We start from the raw sequence: 18,937 nt of genomic DNA, 5'->3' as shown, positions 1-18,937 counted from the left end.
ACAATGAAACCTTCCTTCAGCATTTTCCCAAGGAAATACGGCCTTTTCCCCTATGTGTTTCTCGTCTATTTCGGGTTTCCCATTTATTATTTGACGAAGGAAACAGGATTGAAGCAGCTAGCCGGATATGGGATGGTGCTGCTTTTTTTAGTATCATACCGGCAGCTTTATTTTTTAATGGAAAATAGAGCTTTCTCCTACTGGCTGGCCATCCAGCTGGGAATCGTGTTTATCTTTACGATGTTTTACAATCTCAATCACGTCTTTTTGGGGTTCTTTACGGCTAATTTTATTGGCTGGTACCGTGATAAAAAGGTCTTTCGGCTCGGGCTGCTGAGTCTGGCATTTGTTGAGATTTTTCCCTTCATTGTCCATGTGGTACGGACGGAGCGATTTTTTACACCGTCAGAGCTGTTGTTTTTTGTCCCTTTTCTTATCATTATGCTGATTTCTCCATTTGGCATCCGCTCGTTAAGCAGGCGGATGGAGCTCGAGCAGGAACTGGACCGGGCGAATCAGCGAATCGAAGAGCTGGTGAAGCGCGAGGAGCGGGTGCGGATTGCACGTGACCTCCACGACACTCTAGGTCATACGTTGTCACTTCTGACGCTCAAGAGCCAGCTTGTCCAGCGCCTAATAGCTGTTGATTCGGAACGAGCCAGGTCTGAGGCTAAAGAAATGGAGGTCACTTCACGGGCAGCGTTAAAGCAGGTCCGGGAGCTTGTGACGGATATGAGAGCCATTGCCATTGCAGAAGAACTGCTCGAAGTCAAACAGATTTTACGGGCAGCAGGAATTACTTATCAGTACGATGGAGATGTTGATTTTTCAAGAATTCCTCCATTTACCCAAAATATTATAAGCATGTGCATAAAGGAGGCAGCGACAAACGTGGTCAAGCACAGCCGGGCAACACACTGTTCGATATCTATTAATCTATCAGCGGAAAAGCTGGAGGCTGTGGTCTGCGACGACGGGATGGGCGTTCCGCTCACCAAGGTCGTCTTCGGAAATGGGCTGAAGGGTATGGAAGAAAGGCTTGCGCTAATTGATGGTTCTGTGTTTTTGCGCAACCACAATGGGACAGTGTTGGAAATTAACGTTCCGATAATAAAAAGGGAGGGAGCGGCAGTATGATTACGTTATTTATAGCAGAGGACCAGCGGATGCTTTTAGGTGCGCTTGGCTCCTTGCTGGATTTGGAGCCGGACATGAAGGTAATCGGCCAGGCGATGAACGGGGAGGAGGCGCTCGCATCCATCGTGAAGCTTAAACCTGATGTTTGTTTAATGGATATTGAAATGCCAGTGTTGAATGGGCTGGAGGTGGCGGAACAGCTGGTGGGGCTGGGAGCACCAAGCAAAGTTATCATTTTGACTACCTTTGCCCGCCCGGGATATTTCGAACGTGCGGTAAAAATCGGCGTTCATGGCTACTTGCTTAAGGATGGAGAAATTGATGATTTGGCCGGTTCGATTCGTAAGGTCATGGCAGGAAAACGGGTATTCAGTCCCGATTTGGCAGTGGATGTCATCCGTGAGGAAAACCCGTTAACGGAACGGGAACAAGAGATTCTAAGGTTGGCAGCGTTAGGCAAAACAACGAAGGAAATCACATCCGAACTCTACCTGTCATCCGGCACCGTCCGCAACTACATCTCCGAAATCATCCACAAACTCGGCGCCAAAAACCGCACTGAAGCCGCGGCCATCGCCCAGCAAAAAGGGTGGATCTAATGGACTGGGGACGGTTTGAAGCATGAGAACCGTCTGAGACCAACTGCCCATTTCCTCTTCTCTAGGCAGAACAACCTTCCTTAAAATCATTTTCTGAATAGATTAATACTAGCTTAATTAGAGGGGAGGACAAGGCTCGGCTGAAGGCTATTAATGGGACAACCCAAGAATTTGCCTAGGGGGCCTTATTCAGTCCTTTCGTGAAAAAGGAGGACTACATCCGTTTTGAAAATATTAATCGTCGGAACAGGTTATGTCGGGACGACGACCGGACTTATTTTTTGCAAAATGGGGCATCAAGTAACCGGCCTGGATCTCGATGAACAAAAAATAAACGCACTGCAAGCGGGTAAACTGTATTTCTACGAGCCAGGCCTTGAGGATTTATTGACCAAGCATGTCAGCGCTCAAAACATCCGTTTTACAACTGACACCGAGAAAGCCGTAAAAGAAAATGATGTTATTTTTATATGTGTCGGCACACCATTGGGCACCCAGGGAAAAGCTGACCTCACTTTTGTAAAAAATGTTGCAGGGACTATCGGCCGCTATATGAACCATTATAAGTTGATTGTGACCAAAAGTACGGTACCCGTGGGTACAGCTGAAAACGTCACCAATTGGATTAAGGAGAAACAGCCAGCTCCTATCCCTTTTGACGTCGTATCTAATCCAGAATTCCTGCGTGAGGGTTCTGCCCTTCATGATGCACTTAATCCTGACCGGATCGTTATTGGTGCTTCAAGTGACAAAGCTAGAGCAGTCATGCGCGAACTTTATAAGGATTTTCAATGCCCTATCATTGAAACCAACCCGCAAGCCTCCGAAATGATCAAGTATGCCGCCAATTCCTTCCTTGCCATGAAAATTTCCTTTATTAATGAGTTAGCCCGGGTTTGTGATGCGCTAGGGATTAACGTCAATGATATTTCCACAGGGATTGGCCTCGACCACCGGATTGGCCCGCATTTCCTCCGTGCTGGAATGGGCTTCGGCGGCTCCTGCTTCCCTAAGGATGTCAATGCCTTAATCCAAACGTCCAAAGAAACGGGAAGACCGCTTTCAATATTGGAAAAGGTGGTTCAAGTAAACGACGAACAACAGCTTTATATTATGCAAAAAATCAGGCAGGTGTTGGGCGGGAACTTGGAAAATAAAACAATTGCCGTGCTGGGATTAGCCTTTAAAGCTAATACTGACGATACACGGGAATCGCCGAGTTTGATTATGATTGAAAAACTGCGCGGGGAACAGGCAGCGGTTCAGGTCCATGATCCCGTCGTAAAATCATCGGGATTAATACAGTTTTCGAAGGTGGAGGAAACTGTGAAAGGCGCCGACGCAGTCATTCTTTGCACCGACTGGAACGACTACAAAACCTTAGACTGGGCGGCCCTTAAGCCATTGATGAAACAGCCGGTCATCTTTGATGGTAGAAACATGCTCAATAAAACCAAAATCGAGGAACTTGGCTTTCGGTATCTAGGAGTCGCCAATCACTAATTCTTGATAAAACAAGGGGACAGCTGTCCCCTTGTTATTTTTGGCTCTGCAAAACCAGCTGCAATCCTAGGCCGATATAGATGGTCCCAACCACTTTGCCCTGCCAGCGGGCAAATCGGCTGTTGCGATTGGAAAAGAGACGCTTCCCAATGGAGCTTGTCAAAAAGGCCAAAAGCGTTGTATACAAGATGCTCATTAATACGAAGGTGAGTCCGAGAGTAAGCAGTTGCAAAACAACCGGTGTTCCGTTGTGATGAACAAATTGCGGGAGAAAGGCCAAGAAAAACAGCGCTGTTTTCGGATTCAACAGTTCAATGAGCAGGGCCTGGCGGAAGGACGTGACCGCCGAGCTTGGTTTAGCCGCCGTGACAGCTTCGGTATGACTTTTTGCTTTTTCTAAAAACGATTTAATCCCGATAAAAATCAGATAAGCTGCCCCTAAATATTTCACAATCTCAAAGGCAAGGGCGGAGGTCATTAAGATGGCCGAAAGTCCAAGCACCGCCGCAACCGTATGGATCAAGTCCCCAACAGCAATCCCTACACCTGTGATGATCCCTGATTTTCGCCCGCCATTGGCAGTCTGTGTGACGGTTAACAGGACGGCAGGACCGGGAATAAGAAATAGGACAAGCACTACCAAGATAAAGGATAGCAATTTTATCACTCCATAGAAAAATTGTAGTGATACTATTTTATCATAATATTGCAAATATTATAATGAGTTAAAGTAAAAAGGCATTCGAACGTACAATAAAAAAACTCCTGTCCGCAAATCGGCGGCCAGGAGTTTACTTATTTAACTTACATTCTCAATATAAATAGCCTTATGCAATTCAGGCAAATGAATACAAAGCTTGTCATTCCTTCTAAGCCGGTGGCCGGTTTCGGCATCAATCAACTCGCCGCCCATGTCAATCATACAACTAGATTTGTTGAGGAGCAGCAAGGTATTGTCCGTGATAGGTACAAAGGTAATTTGGTCGGTTTCGGAAAATTCCTGATCAAGCTTGAAGAGCTGCCGTAAGTGAAACTCACCCTTAAACGCCTTTAGTCTTTTCACCTTTTGTACCGTACTTTCGCCTGTATTTTCATCTTTTACCTCTACCACTAGTTGCCCGCTGAACCCGCGGTTTTTCTTCCTTTTTTTTGCTCGATACGAGATGACCAGCACTACCAACAGCAGAATAGCCGCTGCACCCGTCATTGCATAAATCCATGGTAACGTTAATGGTTTCGCAATCATGGCTGCCTTCACGTGCCCGCCGACAGGCTTTAGATTTACTTCGCCGGCCCCTGTGACTTTCATCGTTTGCGGCTTGGTCTCACGGAAAAAGCTGTTGCCTTCAGCCCTCACTGTCACTTCATAGCTGGAGGAGCCCCCGGCTTTAAACTCGCAAAAAAAACCTTTGTCCCCAGCCTTTAGAGGGATTTCTTCAGTTTTTCCTGAAGCTGAATCCTTTACAAAAAGACTAGCCTTAAGCGTAGGATATAGATCCTTATTAACGACTTTTTTGCCGTTATCCTCAAAGAAAGCTTCAATCTTCATGGTATCGCCCGCTTTAATATTTTTTGCCAGCGGGGCGAGCTTTAGCTGCAGGTCATTGTTGAAGACAAGCTTCACATCCACCTTGTCCTGCGGGAAGCCTTTCACCTTCAAAGTCCAATTTCCTTGCACGGGATTAAGCAATTTCAGCATTGAATAATTCTTTGACTTCGTTAACGAGAAGTTGTCGGAAGGGATGGCGACCTCTTTTCCTAACGGGTCAACCAGCTTTAGCTCAACCGGCTTACTCGAAATTAGCGAAATATTAGCCTCCAGGACATTTTCATTCGGAACGGTGAACGGAACATCCTGAAACTCCTCTGTTGCCGTCACATCTTTAACTGGGACCATTTTTAATTTTAAATGGTCAGCAAAGATTTCACTAAGAATACCTGGCAGGTCAGCGGCATTATTTGTTTCGAAAAATTTCCCGTTTGTACCGGTAGCAATATTCTGCAGCAGCTGTTTATTCAGTTTGCCATCGGCGTTTAAGCCAATCGCATAAATCGGATAGCCCTTCGCTTTCGCATCCACTACCGATTGGGCGAGCTGCTCATCAGCCTGCTGATTGGTTTTCGGCTTGGTTTTGTCCAAATCATTGTTGCCGTCAGCGAGCACGACAATGAGTGGGATATAGCCGGATTCATGGCCGGTGTCCAAAAATTTAAGGGCCTCTGCCACTCCAACGGATATATCGGTGTTATTGTATTTACCAAGCGAATCAATAAAACTCTTGATTGCCTGCTTATCTGTTTCCGTTTGGATTTTCGTGAGCCCCTTTTTGCTTTCGACATCATTTCCGTAGGCAATCACGCCAATCTTATCCCCTTTAATAGAGGACATATCCACAAACATTTTCATCGCTTCATTAGAAAGACCATTCGGGTCACTAGACAGCATTGACTTGCTGACATCAACCACCAGTACCCCTTCTATCCTTGAAGAAAGCTCTATCTGGGTGGCAGCCTCAGCACGGTAAGCACCCGCCGAACTATGGATGAAAACAAACACGGCACAAATGTAAATCCACTTTTTCAACATCTATGTAACCCCCTACTTGTAATCTATTAACGAAAAAATGTTCAATAAATAAATACGAATCGTTCTTTATATAATAATATTCTACCAACCCTGCCGTATTTTACATAAAATATTTGTCTAAAAAAATAAAAGTCTTGTCGACAAATTTCGAGTAATGGGTGATGCATGGGGACGGTTCTGGTGCCTCAAAATGGGGGATTACAGAGGTGTGTGGACGGCTTACGGATAATGGTAAGAATATTTTGATGCTTATCACATAACAATATGTTAAATTATTTCTATTAAACTTAAATTCAAGTAACCAATAAAAAGGGGAAATCGCATGACAAGAACATGGAAGTGGATTATTGCCTGTTTCGTATTCTTGCTTTTATTAAATGGCTTAGGGTTCCTGGCTGTACATTTATTGAGTAAGTAAATTTGAAATCCCCCCAAAATTAACCTATAGGGAATGACGTTGATAATGACAACGAATTTAACTAAACCTATTTCAATCAAGCTGTTAATCGGTATGATGGTTGTGGTCTTTGGAGCCGAAATCCTGCTCTACCTCAACCGTTTCAGTTACCTCGCCGGAACCCTTTATGACGCGGTGATGGTCGCTTCACTTTTTATTGGCATCAAGCTGCACCGAAGGCTCGTACTCCCGCAGGAGCAGGCCCCAAGTAAAACCAAACGGCAAAAGGTACTTCAATTTACGGGTGCTTTTTTGATTTTCTTTCTCGGCAGCACCGTCATCAACATCTATTCAAGTATGACCTTCGATGACTTTAACTCTGATTATGATCAGTATGTGCAAACCTATACCGAAACGCAAACCTACCCGGAGGAAGAGAAGGGAACCGTCGAAACAACAGAGTCGAAATTTTGGTCTTATATGGATAAAATCGATACAATTGGCGCTGATCTTTATACAGATGCCCTGGCCGGTTTGGAGGAGGTTTGGCGGTTAGCCTACATGATCCTTCTCCTTGCCGTCTTCAAAAAGCTTTTTCCAAAACGGTGGGAGAGCGGATCGAGGGATGTCTTTCTAATGGTTGCTCTATTTTGGACCTCGCTTTTTTTCGGCATTGACCACACGCTTGATACCGAGCAGGCATGGACGGTGAAAATAGGGTCCATCGTTACCTTCGCCAACATGGGGTTTCTGTTTGGAATCATCCTCTTATGGACACGAAACCTGTGGCTGACCGTGCTGGTTCACTCCCTCTACGACATCACCGCGACACTGTCATGGTATTACATCGATTATGCAGTCGAACTTTTTGCAGGGATCTTGCTGGTTGTACACATGATCTTATTCCTAATGGAAAAATCAGCGCAAAAACGCATTCAAACACAGCTAGAACAGACTGAGGCGGCGCAACTAGCAGAATAATAGAAAAAGAGGTCACAGAGCGCTGTGACCTCTTTTTTTGCAGCCCCATATAATTAGGTGTCCACTTCATTCTTCGTAAATGTAAGACTTCCCATTAATCCAATATTCAATCGACCCATCATCCTGTATACGATATTTTATCTTTTCGCTGTCGAAAGCCTTTTGTAGGCTCTCTCTGGCCAATTCCTGTAAAACATCGAGTTCGATTAAATATTTTTGAAACAGGACAGGGTCGATCGTTTTCGTTTCAGCAAGATACGTGATAATAGAAAGGCGCTGTTCATAAACACCAAGCTGATTCAGATTATATTCACGAAAGCCCGAAGGAAGCTGCAAATCCTTTAACATTGTGATCAGATTTTTCTGCTTCGCTTTAGCGCCTTGAAGATTGTACGCTCTATTTTCCAGACAATCCTCCAATAATGTTGAACTTTCCCTATGGTACCTTTGCTCTATTTTTAAATAGGAGATAATCTTTTCATCTTTTGGGCCTGCCAGATTCATCGTTAACATAGAAGAAAACAATATTAGTAGAATAATTCCGAGGGCTGCAAATATCCAGTTTTTATGTGAGTTTGTTTTAAGCGAAATGGGATTTTCGTTCATCAGTTGGTCCCTGTAAGAACCATTTGCTCTCAGTTCCTCCAGCTCTTGTTTGACTTTTTGTTGGGCAGGAGTCAGCACGATAACACCCCAATTTCCATTTATATTACTATCATCCTACTACAAAAGTAACGATAAAATCCATTAATTCCCTAAACTGTTTTAATAAAATAATTTTACAAATATAGATATGACAAGGAAACTTCATACTTTACGAATTATTATGGAATTTTTTTCTAGTACTTTTGAATTATTATTATATTAATATTATTTACAATATTCAGACACAATGATAAAATTTCTATCAGACTCTTCTGAAAATATAAAAATAGGAGTCTATTATTAGGGGGGATACATAGTGAAGAAGAACTACGGTCTAAAGGTATTTTCCAGCATCGCAGCGACCACGTTAGCCGCGTCGGCATTATTTGCAACGCCGTTTGTTGGGACAAAAGCAGCCCCATTTACAGCCAAACCAGCTTATGCGGCTGAGGTCCAATCGGCTCCGGTTGACTTGAACATCATTGATCAAGACCGGCTCGCCAAAGCCTTACAGGAGCGTGGGCTGATTTCAAAGAACGCCTCTTCTGAAGAAGTGGTCAAGGCTGTAAAGGCCTACATCAAGCAAAAGCAGGGCGAAAAGACTGGCAAGGCAGACAAAGCCTTAACCAAAGAACAGCAGGAAATGGACAAAAAAGCAAAAGACTTTTTAACGAATCAAAAGGACAAGCTAGCTAAACAGCTTAACAAAGGACACGAAAACTTCAAAAAAGGTAAGCCGACCGGCGCAGTTAAAGTAGACTCTGCCAAGCCGTCAGCGTATAACGGGGACGTTCGTGAAGATAAGGTTCTTGTGCTTTTAGTAGACTATGCTGACTTCAAGCACAACAATATTGAGCAAGAACCAGGATATATGTGGTCAGACGATTTCAGCAAAGAGCATTACGAAAAAATGCTGTTTGGAGATGAAGATTTCACCCTATTTAATGGAGATAAAGTAAAAACCTTCAAACAATATTATGAAGAGCAATCCGGAGGCAGTTATACAGTGAAGGGAACTGTTACTGATTGGCTGCAAGTACCAGGTAATGCTGCAGATTACGGCAGTGACAACCCTGCAGGCGGTCATGATAATGCCACTGGAACAAAGGGCCCGCGCGGTCTTGTAAAGGATGCTTTGAATGTAGCAGTAGCATCAGGCATTAACTTGGCGGATTTTGACAACTTAGATATCTATGACCTTGATGGTGACGGAAATATAAACGAGCCAGACGGCTTGGTTGACCACTTGATGGTTCTGCATGCTGGGGTCGGTCAAGAAGCGGGCGGCGGGGCCCTTGGAGACAGTGCAATTTGGTCACATCGCTGGGTACTAAATGGAGTTTATCCAGTAGCCAATACAGCAGCCTCTGTGGATTATTGGGGCGGCAAAATGGCTGCTTATGATTATACAATTGAGCCAGAAGACGGAGCAGTTGGCGTATTCGCGCACGAATATGGACATGACTTAGGGGCTCCCGATGAGTACGATACACAATATACCGGCAATGGCGATACGGTTGCACAATGGTCGATTATGAGCGGAGGCAGCTGGAGCGGCCATATTGCCGGAACACAGCCGCCAAGCTTCTCGCCACAAGTGAAAGAATTCTATCAAAAAACAATTGGCGGAAACTGGGCGAATATTACTGAAGTAAACTATGATGATATCGATCAAAATGGTCTTGCGACTGTTATTGATCAGAGTGTTACTAAATCTAAGAACCCAGGTATTGTTAAAGTAAACCTTCCTAACAAAAAGGTTCCTGGAATTGCACCTGAATTTGGCGCTAAATACTATTACAGCACAAAAGGCGATAGCCTGGATACGGTAATGGAAACACCGGAATTTGATTTAACAAACGCAAGCGATGCAAGTTTTGACTTTAAAGCTTTCTATGAAGTCGAAACGGATTTCGATTATTTGACCGTAACAGCTGTTGTCAATGATGGTTCCGAAAAGGAAATCGATGTAATTGGCGATAACTCGGACGTGGTACGCGGCGGCTCGGCATTCGAATCTACTCAAGGTAAATGGGTGGACAAGTCCTATGATTTAAGTGAATTCGCCGATAAAAAAGTCAAATTGGTATTTGAATATGTAACCGATGGAGGCCTTGCTCCTGATGGTTTCGCAATCGATAATCTTAAATTAACAGTAGATGGCAACGTGGCATTCTCCGATGATGCAGAAGGAACACCACAAGTAACACTAGACGGTTTCGAAGTATCTGACGGATGGATTAAAAAGCCTCACTACTATTATCTTGAGTGGAGAAACTATGCCGGTTCCGATAAGGCACTGCAATTCTCTCGAGACGCAAAATATAATACTGGTTTAGTAGTTTGGTATGGTGACGATACATTTACCGATAACTGGGGCGGGGTTCACCCGGGTGAAGGCTTCCTTAGCGTAGTAGACTCTCATCCAGAAGCGCTTATTTTTAACTTGAAGGGTCAAGATTCCATCGCTCAAACTACTCGCTACCAAGTGGCGGATGCTGCGTTCTCATTAGATCAGGCACCTGCGTGGTCAGTGAACTCACCAACACGCGGAATCTATGATTACAAAGGCCTTCCAGGCGTAACGGAATTTGATTCCACTAAGGCTTACATTAACAATGTAATTCCTGATGCCGGGGTTAAAGTTCCTGCTCAGTACCCGCTCAAGGTCCAAGTCATTGGCGAAGCGAAGGACAACACTGCTGGGGCAGTTTGGATTCATAAATAATAGGTTAAGTGAGACATCGGGCTTTGCTCGGTGTCTTTTTTATGTAAACAAACAGTTATTGATATACTTTATCGTTCACACGAAAGCAGCAGGTACAGACTCATTCACATTCGTAATTTTGTACGGTTATGAACAAAGGGCAAAGGTTGTTTTTGTGCTTTAAATATTAATTATAAGATATATAATGGAATATATATTAAAAAAGGTAATCTTTTTGACAAGTATTATTTCGAAGGAAAGGTGTGAAATAAATATGCAAAAGGTAAGAAAGGCCATTATACCGGCTGCAGGCCTAGGAACGAGATTTTTGCCAGCTACCAAAGCTATGCCTAAAGAAATGTTGCCAATTGTTGATAAGCCAACTATCCAATACATAGTTGAAGAAGCGGTTGCATCCGGCATTGAAGATATTATTATTGTAACCGGTAAAGGTAAGAGGGCAATAGAGGACCACTTTGATTATGCATATGAACTCGAACAAACTTTACTTAATAAAGGCAAATTGGACTTATTGGACAAAGTTCAGGAACCTTCAAAAATGGCGGATATTCATTACATTAGACAAAAAGAACCAAAGGGACTAGGACATGCAGTTTGGTGTGCAAGAAATTTTATTGGGAATGAGCCTTTCGCAGTATTGCTCGGAGATGATATTGTTCAAGCTGAAACTCCTTGCTTAAAACAATTAATGCAGGAATATAATAGGACCCATGCTTCTGTTATTGGAGTAAAAAGGGTTCCGGATAATGAGACCAACCGATACGGTATAATTGATCCGATTGAACAGGCAGGACGTTCATATCAAGTAAAAAACTTCGTTGAAAAGCCGGAACTAGGTACTGCACCTTCCAACTTAGCTATAATCGGAAGATATATTTTTACTCCTGAGATTTTCATGTTTCTTGACAAACAAGAAGTAGGGGCAGGAGGGGAAATTCAGCTTACGGACTCCATCCAAAAACTGAATCAGATACAACGTGTGTTTGCATATGAGTTTGATGGTAATAGATATGATGTAGGGGAGAAGCTTGGTTTTATCCAAACAACAATTGAATTTGCGCTACAGAATGAAGATTTGAGGGAAGAGTTGATACATTTTATTGAACAAAAGCTAAACCCCAAAAATACTTTTTAAAGTTTTCCAGAAATAATAAAAAAAAGAGGGGCCTAAGAATTAGGCCCCTCTTTCAGACTGTCGACAAAATCCTTAAGAAAAAGGGTTTTGTCGGCAGTTTTTTTGTATAATTAAGATATTGAGTTTAGAGGTGATAATGAAATGCTAACTAAAAATATACAGGTAAATCGAGATCAATTAGAAATGATTACTTTAGACCAGCTTGTTCCTGAGAATCACTTAGTTCGCAAGATTGAAGCTGCTATTGATTTTACATTTATATATAAACTAGTTGAGGATATGTATTCATCTGAGCGTGGTCGCCCGAGTATCGACCCTGTTGTATTAATTAAGATGGCATTCATTCAATATACCTTCGGTATTCGCTCTATGCGCAAAACTATTGAGGAAATTGAAACGAACCTTGCTTATCGTTGGTTCTTAGGTTTTGGGTTTCATGATAAAGTGCCTCACTTTTCTACCTATGGTAAAAACTATGAACGACGTTTTAAGGATACAGATTTATTTGAACAGATTTTCTATCGCATTTTAAAAGAAGTAGTCGATAAAAAGTTAATTAGTGCAGAACATGTATTTATTGATTCTACACATGTTAAAGCAAGTGCAAATAAACGTAAATTCGAAAAGAAAATGGTTCGTAAGGAAACAAAGGCCTATGAAGCTCGTCTTCATGAGGAAATCAACAGTGATAGAGAAGACCATGGTAAAAAGCCTTTTCCACCAGAGAAATTTGAAAAAGAGGAGAACAAGGAAATAAAAGAAAGTACCACGGATCCAGAAAGTGGTTACTATGTAAAGGATGAGCGTACAAAGCAATTTGCTTATTCATTTCATGCAGCCGCTGATAGACATGGATTTATTCTAGGTACGATTGTAACTCCAGGTAATGTTCATGATAGTACGATGTTTGAACCTCTTCTTGAAAAGGTCATTGAAAACTGTGGAAAACCTGATGCTGTTGCTGCTGACGCTGGCTATAAAACACCTGCTATTGCTCAATTCTTAATAGAAAATGATATTCAACCAGCTTTACCTTATACTCGCCCTCGTACAAAAGAAGGTTATTTAAGGAAAAACGACTATGTATATGATGAATATTTTGACTGTTACATATGTCCGGAAGGACAGATTCTAGAGTATAGAACGACTACTAAGGAAGGTTATCGTCAGTTTTTCTCCAATCCGAGTAAATGTAAGGATTTCCCTTTATTATCCCAATGCACCCAGAGTCAAAATCATCAAAAGTTGATTCAACGGCATGTTTGGGAGGGGTATCTAGAGGAAGCTGATCACCTTCGTCATACACCAGAGAATAAAATTATATATGCAAAACGCAAAGAAACTATTGAGCGCGTATTTGCTGATGCCAAAGAAAAGCATGGTATGCGATGGACGACTTTAAGAGGTCTTAAAAAATTGTCCATGCAGGCGATGCTTACTTTTGCTGCCATGAATTTAAAAAAACTAGCAAACTGGACTTGGAGTAGCCCGAAAATGGCATAAAATTGACCCCGTAGGGGTCTAATTAAAGAGTAATTACATAAAAAATTGCTTAAAAATGGAAAAGGCATTCCGAATAGGCTTATTCGGAATGCCTTTTGTCTACAATCTGAGAGGGGCCTAAGAATTAGGCCCCTCTTTTTTGGATAAAAAGGTTTTATTATTTATTTCACCATAGATAAGCTATACTATTTGCACTGCTATAAAATCAGTCATTAATTTTATGGTGAATTTCCTTTTTAAAATTATATATAACAGATTTTTCTTTGTCAAAAGGAGATCTTTCATTTCCTAAGGATATTCTAATGTGGTAGTAATTCACCAAAAAAATATTGATGTTGTCGGTATTTTCCAATGTAATATTAGGATATTTTATTATATATTTAAGACAATGTTGCTTTTTAAAGGAAGTAATAATAGGCTTCTGAAACATTTAAAGACAATGCTTTATTTAAAGGGAGGAAATTAAATATGAAAGAATTACAGAAAAAATTTGAAGTAACTGAACCAGATTTCTATTCTGTTATAAAAAAAACATACGATAAAGTCCTGACTGAAGAGAATATTACATTAAATAGAATAATGGATGAGATAAAAAAGGACTTATTTATTTTAATGAAATAACATCTTACCTTGAGTTGGAGATATATCATCTGTCTAATTAATTTAAAAATGTTTACAATAATTGTAAAACGATTTGATATTAGATACACTGTTAGATCAAAATCTCTATTGGAAGTATGAGGTAATTTCGCTTTTTAATTCTCAGATTAGTGTGATTATACAACATGAAATGCGGGGGAAAGGGTTTTGAAATATATAAAATTTGTATATACATTATCAATTTCTTTTTTTATTTGCTTTATACTTAACATAATATTAACGTGGATTGCTATACCGTATGACAATAAAATGTCTCTGGATTATCTTAACCATCGTCCTTTTTGGTCAGGAACCTTAGTTTTGTTCCTTTTATTTAATGTTTTCTTCTTTTTAAGAAAGAAAATTTATCTAATTATCTCTACTTTTATATTTGTATTATCAGTTGGTATCAGTTATATAAGTTCCATTAAAATGGACAAGCGAAGTGATCCATTAATTCCACAGGATATTTATTTAATTAAAGAATCCTGGAATATGGCAGGAAAATATGTTGATACTACGCAAATTCTCTTATTTGTTATTGGGGGAATTTTTCTTTTATTAATCTTTTTTATATTTTTAAAAATTAAATGGAAGTCATCAGTGGCATTTGGTTTGAGATTAATTATTTCAATTACTTGTGTCTCTTCGTTATTTATTTTAAGTAATATTAATGATGATGAAACTTGGAATAAATTTGGAGTATCAAATAAAATAAGGACTCCATTCCATAATTTACAATCAAACGGGTTTGTTATGGGGAATTTCCTTCAACTAACAATGATGCATCAACAGAAACCCAAAGGTTATTCAAAAGAAAATACTGAAGAACTAATTACTTATTATCAAAAAAAACAAAATAGTCTTGTTTCAAGGTCCAATAGCAACCAGATTAAACCAAATATAATAGTTCTTCAATTAGAGGCTTTTTTTGATCCAACGACACTTCCAAATGTGAATTTCAGTGAGGACCCTATTCCGTTTTTTCATTCACTTCAAAACCGTTTTACTTCCGGAAAATTAGGGGTAAATGTATTTGGGGCAGGTACAGCAAATACAGAATTTGAAGTTTTGACTAGTATGAGCCTTCAACTATTCTCATACGAAACACATCCGTTTACCTCCCATGTGAATCAACCCATGGATTCTGTTGCTCACCAATTGAAAAAATATGGATATACAACAAGTGGTTTGCATAACAATGTGGGCTGGTTTTATAACAGGGAAAATGTTTATCCACGATTGGGGATAGATTATACGATGTTTTCGGATAAAATGAAGAATGTAGAGTTCGTTTACGATGTACCTGGCGTGCCAAAAGATTACGTGTTATTTGATAAAATTATACAAAGAACTCAAGAAACCAAGGGAAAGGATTTCGTACTGGGTATTACCATGGAACTGCATGGTCCGTATGCTTTATGGTATGGGCACGATATAAAAGCGACAAGTAACGTCTTGCCCCAAGAGCATGTTGATATTTTAGAGGAATATGCATATAAGATAAATGAAGTAGATAAGGCTTTAAATAAATTAATTAATTTCTACGAAAATAACGAAGAGCCTACGATGATAGTCATGTATGGAGATCATCTTCCATGGCTGGGGGATGACAGAATAATCTATTATGAAACAGGATATGATGACAAATCTGAAACCATTGAAAATCATGATAGAATGTATTCTACACCATTTTTAATTTGGGATAACTATAAAAATAAAGGTAAAGAAAATATTAACTTGGGTTCATCATTTCTAATGCCTTATGTTTTAAAAGAAAATGGAATTAATGGAAATGGTTTGCATTCATTTTTACAAGATAAATTGAATAATGGAATACACCAATTGCCTCCTTTAAACTATCAGCAACAGGCGGGATGGACACAAACAGCACTTGAACAGTACCGATATTTGCAATATTATTATTTAGAGACGAATTACCATCAAAATAGATTGGAACCATACGGTTCCTTTTTTTATGGTATTTTTAGAATGGAAGCTTTTGAAAATATGGTCATTTCATTTTTTTTAATAAAATTTTGGAATAATAACAGAATATATAATGAATTGATGTTGAAATTTAAAGAGTCTATTTATCAAATCTTAGGGAAAAGGAAAACGACCTTTATTTATTGAATAAACCATATCATTTATATATAATACTTTAGTGATACAATAAATGTAGGGGGAGGGATACCTCTTGTCAAACAATATTTTCACAGAAAAAAAAATACTAATAATTGTTCCAGCTTATAATGAGGAAGAAGCAATTGGACAAACTCTAGAAAAGCTAATGAGAGTACGGAAAGAAATCCCTTTTTTAGATATCTGTGTTGTAAATGATGGTTCAAAAGATCACACGGCAGAAATCGTCGAATCATATGGTGTAATACTTATTGATTTACCAATCAATTTAGGTATTGGAGGAGGAATGCAAACGGGTTATAAATATGCGTTCCAAAACAATTACGACATTGCTGTTCAATTTGATGCTGATGGCCAACATAATGAATTAGATCTAAAAACACTACTATCACCAATATTAAATGGGCAAGCTGATTTGGTGGTGGGTTCACGTTTTGTTAAAAAGACGGATTATAAAGGAGCTCTTTCTAGACGAATTGGAATTTATTATTTTACATGGCTGCTATTTCTTCTGACCAAGAAGAAATTTACAGACCCTACATCTGGGTTCAGAGCAAAAAACAGAAGAGTTATTGAGCAATTTGCTGAACAGTATCCCAGAGATTACCCAGAACCTGAAGTATTAATAAACTTGCATAGGAAAGGTATACAGGTTCAAGAGGTCTCCGTGAATATGAAAGAACGTCAAGGGGGAACTAGCTCTATCACACCATTAAAGTCAGTTTATTACATGATGAAAGTAACTTTGTCTATACTAGTTCAAAGACTAGTTAAGGAGTAATAAAATGAAAGTAATCCCATTTTCATTAGTCATTATCTGCTTACTTTTTTTATTTGTATTTGAATCAGTTAGAAGAGGAATATTAGAGACAAAAGATTCACTTCTATGGTTTGGAACGTGTATTGTTATTGGTATTTTAAGTTTAAATTCTGGTTTAATTAATTGGATGGCTAAACAATTGGGGATTTTTTATGCGCCCTCTTTACTTTTCCTTTTTGGATTCTTGTTTAGTTTAGTAATGATTTTTGATTTGACCAGAAGAAATGCAAAATTAAATCGACAATTAGTATCGTTGGCTCAAGAATTTGCTCTTTTAAAGGAAGAAATAAATAAAAAGGAAACAGGGAAATGATTCCATATATTTTATTAGGGTTAAATGTTGTTTTATTAGTTTCTGGTCAGTTTTTATGGAAATTTGCAGTATCAGGTATAATAACTTGGAATATGAACACTATAATTCATGTTATTTTATCCCCCTATTTTATTCTAGGGGGAATTTTGTATGTTGCAGCAACAGGCGTATGGCTGGTTATTTTATCTAAATTACCGCTAAGTATCGCTTATCCAGCTCAAAGTTTATCGTATGTATTTGGGATAATAGGGGCCTATTTTATTTTTAAGGAAAGTGTAAATATCAGCCAGATTTTTGGGTTAGTTTTCATTCTATTTGGAGTATATTTATTAGCTAAATAAATCAAGGAACCCTTTTTTATTTAATTAGGAGTGAATTATTTGGAAGAGATATCTGTTATATCAAAGAAAAGAACGGTTATTATCTTATGTGGAATATTAATTTTAGCTGCTGCTCTCAGGTTATTTGCATTATACAAATATGGTGTTAATTTAAGCTTAAATAGTGATGATGAGGGATATAAAAGAAGTGCGTATATATTATTAGAAAAATTTATGTTAATTTATCACGATCCTAACGTGCCAACTGTTCATATTATGCCAGGATTTACCTTTCTACTAGCGAGTGTTTTTTTCATATTTGGAAAAGGTCTTGCTGGATTATACGCTGCAAAAGTTACAATGATTTTGTTTGGATTAGCTGCTATATATGGAACATTTAAGCTAGGCGCAATAATTTTTAATGATTGGGTGGGACTGACAGCAGCGTTTTTACTGGCTATATTTATTCCTCAAATATTAGTAGATAATTTATTACTAACGGAGTCACCTTATACTGCTTTGTCATTATTTCTTATTTATTTTTCAATAAAATTGGGTAAAGGAAGGGATTGGAAATCCTTTTCTTTAGTGTTACTTTTTTATTTTTTATGTTTGTATCTTAGACCTACAATAGCCTTATTTCCAATACTGTTATTTGTTTATTTACTAGTAATTAAATACCCTTGGAAATTAATGTTGAAACAGGTAGGGGTCGCAAGTATTCTTTTATTAGTCCTTTTAGGCCCGTGGTGGATTAGAAATTACATCCAATTTGACGAATTTATCCCTTTATCTGGCGGCTCAGGGAATCCGCTATTGTTAGGTACTTATCAGGGAAGAGGATTTCCCGATGAGCCTATAGATCCAATTTTAAAAAGGATTGATGAAAAAACCAAAGGGGAAAATAGTTATTATAATATGAAGGAACAAGAAAAAGTTGCAAAGGAAAGAATAAAGGAATGGGTTACCACTAATCCAAAAGACTTCCTTTATAGCTTGTTTGTATTAAAACCGAGGATACTTTGGGAAACCCAATTTTATTGGATAGAAATATTTCGTGTAAAAGCGGATATTATAAATAAACTAAGTAAAATAATGTTGTTTGCTGGATTTGTAGGAGTGCTTACTTCATTTACCAAAGAGCGATATTCAAGGGTAGAAATTTTATTTATTATCTTGATTTTAGGTTATTTCACTTTGTTAAATAGTTATTATTTTGCTTACGATCGATACAATTTACCTCTTATGCCGTTAGTTTTTATTTTTGCCTCGTATATTCCATATTATATTTACCGGAAGATAGTACAAAGATAGTTTGATTTTTTACTTTATATGCTTGTAGCAGGTATTTACACCTCTACAAGCATTTTTGCATTTTTAGATGAAGAAGGAAATTGTAAAGGGATATATAACATATTGGAACTATGATACCAACCAAAACCAAAGGAAAAATAAACTTTGATAGGTCTTTTTTATTATGTTTCT

The 18,937-nt window shown here is 39.0% G+C and carries 16 protein-coding genes; 13 read left to right on the top strand and 3 right to left on the bottom strand.

Annotated elements, in window-relative coordinates; genetic code table 11:
- Window positions 1–3: 3 nt before the first annotated feature.
- The 3 genes from ACNQGS_RS20605 to ACNQGS_RS20595 all read left to right on the top strand — a co-directional run bounded on the left by ACNQGS_RS20605 (window position 4) and on the right by ACNQGS_RS20595 (window position 3,239).
- Window positions 4–1,137 (top strand): sensor histidine kinase, encoded by a 1,134-nt coding sequence (locus tag ACNQGS_RS20605; RefSeq protein WP_491488998.1) that lies wholly within the window; start codon window positions 4–6, stop codon window positions 1,135–1,137.
- Entirely contained in the window at window positions 1,134–1,736 is a 603-nt protein-coding gene (locus ACNQGS_RS20600; protein WP_491488997.1) for a response regulator, read from the top strand. Before ACNQGS_RS20605 ends, ACNQGS_RS20600 begins: the two co-directional genes overlap by 4 nt.
- Window positions 1,737–1,961: 225 nt before the next feature.
- Window positions 1,962–3,239, top strand: coding sequence for a UDP-glucose dehydrogenase family protein (locus ACNQGS_RS20595; protein WP_491488996.1), 1,278 nt, complete (start codon window positions 1,962–1,964; stop codon window positions 3,237–3,239).
- A gap of 34 nt (window positions 3,240–3,273) precedes the next feature.
- On the opposite strand, the gene ACNQGS_RS20590 is transcribed toward ACNQGS_RS20595, so the two are convergent.
- Together ACNQGS_RS20590 and ACNQGS_RS20585 are read right to left on the bottom strand one after the other, a co-directional pair.
- Window positions 3,274–3,897 (bottom strand): LysE family translocator, encoded by a 624-nt coding sequence (locus tag ACNQGS_RS20590; RefSeq protein WP_491488995.1) that lies wholly within the window; start codon window positions 3,895–3,897, stop codon window positions 3,274–3,276.
- A gap of 141 nt (window positions 3,898–4,038) precedes the next feature.
- Window positions 4,039–5,826 carry a vWA domain-containing protein gene (locus ACNQGS_RS20585; RefSeq protein WP_491488994.1) on the bottom strand — a complete coding sequence of 596 codons (1,788 nt, stop codon included), beginning with the start codon at window positions 5,824–5,826 and terminating at the stop codon, window positions 4,039–4,041.
- A gap of 451 nt (window positions 5,827–6,277) precedes the next feature.
- On the opposite strand from ACNQGS_RS20585, the gene ACNQGS_RS20580 reads away from it, so the two are divergent.
- Complete coding sequence (locus ACNQGS_RS20580; RefSeq protein WP_491488993.1) at window positions 6,278–7,204, top strand: CPBP family glutamic-type intramembrane protease; 927 nt, start codon at window positions 6,278–6,280, stop codon at window positions 7,202–7,204.
- Between the two features lie 66 nt (window positions 7,205–7,270).
- Here ACNQGS_RS20580 and ACNQGS_RS20575 read toward each other — a convergent pair whose 3' ends face one another.
- A complete protein-coding gene (locus ACNQGS_RS20575; RefSeq protein WP_491488992.1) occupies window positions 7,271–7,888 on the bottom strand; it encodes a hypothetical protein in 618 nt (205 codons plus the stop codon).
- Between the two features lie 277 nt (window positions 7,889–8,165).
- Here ACNQGS_RS20575 and ACNQGS_RS20570 point away from each other — a divergent pair, with 277 nt between their 5' ends.
- The 9 genes from ACNQGS_RS20570 to ACNQGS_RS20530 all read left to right on the top strand — a co-directional run bounded on the left by ACNQGS_RS20570 (window position 8,166) and on the right by ACNQGS_RS20530 (window position 18,766).
- On the top strand, window positions 8,166–10,577 hold the full coding sequence (locus tag ACNQGS_RS20570; protein WP_491488991.1) for an immune inhibitor A domain-containing protein: 2,412 nt from the start codon (window positions 8,166–8,168) through the stop codon (window positions 10,575–10,577).
- 253 nt (window positions 10,578–10,830) lie between these two features.
- A complete protein-coding gene (gene galU / locus ACNQGS_RS20565) occupies window positions 10,831–11,712 on the top strand; it encodes a UTP--glucose-1-phosphate uridylyltransferase GalU (protein WP_491488990.1) in 882 nt (293 codons plus the stop codon).
- Window positions 11,713–11,853: 141 nt separating this feature from the next.
- Window positions 11,854–13,215: an IS1182 family transposase gene (locus ACNQGS_RS20560; RefSeq protein WP_491488989.1), complete on the top strand. Its 1,362-nt coding sequence runs from the start codon at window positions 11,854–11,856 to the stop codon at window positions 13,213–13,215.
- 468 nt (window positions 13,216–13,683) lie between these two features.
- On the top strand, window positions 13,684–13,836 hold the full coding sequence (locus ACNQGS_RS20555; protein ID WP_491488988.1) for a YwzD family small protein: 153 nt from the start codon (window positions 13,684–13,686) through the stop codon (window positions 13,834–13,836).
- 186 nt (window positions 13,837–14,022) lie between these two features.
- The gene (locus ACNQGS_RS20550; protein WP_491488987.1) at window positions 14,023–15,990 is read left to right on the top strand and encodes an LTA synthase family protein; all 1,968 of its coding nucleotides are present in this window, start codon (window positions 14,023–14,025) and stop codon (window positions 15,988–15,990) included.
- A gap of 64 nt (window positions 15,991–16,054) precedes the next feature.
- Window positions 16,055–16,780 (top strand): glycosyltransferase family 2 protein, encoded by a 726-nt coding sequence (locus tag ACNQGS_RS20545; protein ID WP_491488986.1) that lies wholly within the window; start codon window positions 16,055–16,057, stop codon window positions 16,778–16,780.
- A 4-nt stretch (window positions 16,781–16,784) separates the two neighbouring features.
- The gene (locus tag ACNQGS_RS20540; RefSeq protein WP_491488985.1) at window positions 16,785–17,132 is read left to right on the top strand and encodes a DUF2304 domain-containing protein; all 348 of its coding nucleotides are present in this window, start codon (window positions 16,785–16,787) and stop codon (window positions 17,130–17,132) included.
- A complete protein-coding gene (locus tag ACNQGS_RS20535) occupies window positions 17,129–17,473 on the top strand; it encodes an EamA family transporter (RefSeq protein WP_491488984.1) in 345 nt (114 codons plus the stop codon). The genes ACNQGS_RS20540 and ACNQGS_RS20535 overlap by 4 nt, the downstream gene beginning before the upstream one ends.
- Window positions 17,474–17,512: 39 nt before the next feature.
- A complete protein-coding gene (locus tag ACNQGS_RS20530) occupies window positions 17,513–18,766 on the top strand; it encodes an ArnT family glycosyltransferase (RefSeq protein ID WP_491488983.1) in 1,254 nt (417 codons plus the stop codon).
- Window positions 18,767–18,937 lie beyond the last annotated feature (171 nt).

It is taken from the genome of Neobacillus sp. PVCKKU3 (assembly GCF_058323225.1).
This window is presented reverse-complemented; position numbering and strand designations above follow the sequence as displayed.

Bases quoted from the DNA above. Each gene is read 5' to 3' on its own strand.
- ACNQGS_RS20605 (WP_491488998.1), top strand. From the start codon at position 4: ATGAAACCTTCCTTCAGCATTTTCCCAAGGAAATACGGCCTTTTCCCC.
- ACNQGS_RS20600 (WP_491488997.1), top strand. From the start codon at position 1,134: ATGATTACGTTATTTATAGCAGAGGACCAGCGGATGCTTTTAGGTGCG.
- ACNQGS_RS20585 (WP_491488994.1), bottom strand. From the start codon at position 5,826: ATGTTGAAAAAGTGGATTTACATTTGTGCCGTGTTTGTTTTCATCCAT.
- ACNQGS_RS20580 (WP_491488993.1), top strand. From the start codon at position 6,278: ATGACGTTGATAATGACAACGAATTTAACTAAACCTATTTCAATCAAG.
- galU (WP_491488990.1), top strand. From the start codon at position 10,831: ATGCAAAAGGTAAGAAAGGCCATTATACCGGCTGCAGGCCTAGGAACG.
- ACNQGS_RS20560 (WP_491488989.1), top strand. From the start codon at position 11,854: ATGCTAACTAAAAATATACAGGTAAATCGAGATCAATTAGAAATGATT.
- ACNQGS_RS20555 (WP_491488988.1), top strand. From the start codon at position 13,684: ATGAAAGAATTACAGAAAAAATTTGAAGTAACTGAACCAGATTTCTAT.
- ACNQGS_RS20540 (WP_491488985.1), top strand. From the start codon at position 16,785: ATGAAAGTAATCCCATTTTCATTAGTCATTATCTGCTTACTTTTTTTA.
- ACNQGS_RS20535 (WP_491488984.1), top strand. From the start codon at position 17,129: ATGATTCCATATATTTTATTAGGGTTAAATGTTGTTTTATTAGTTTCT.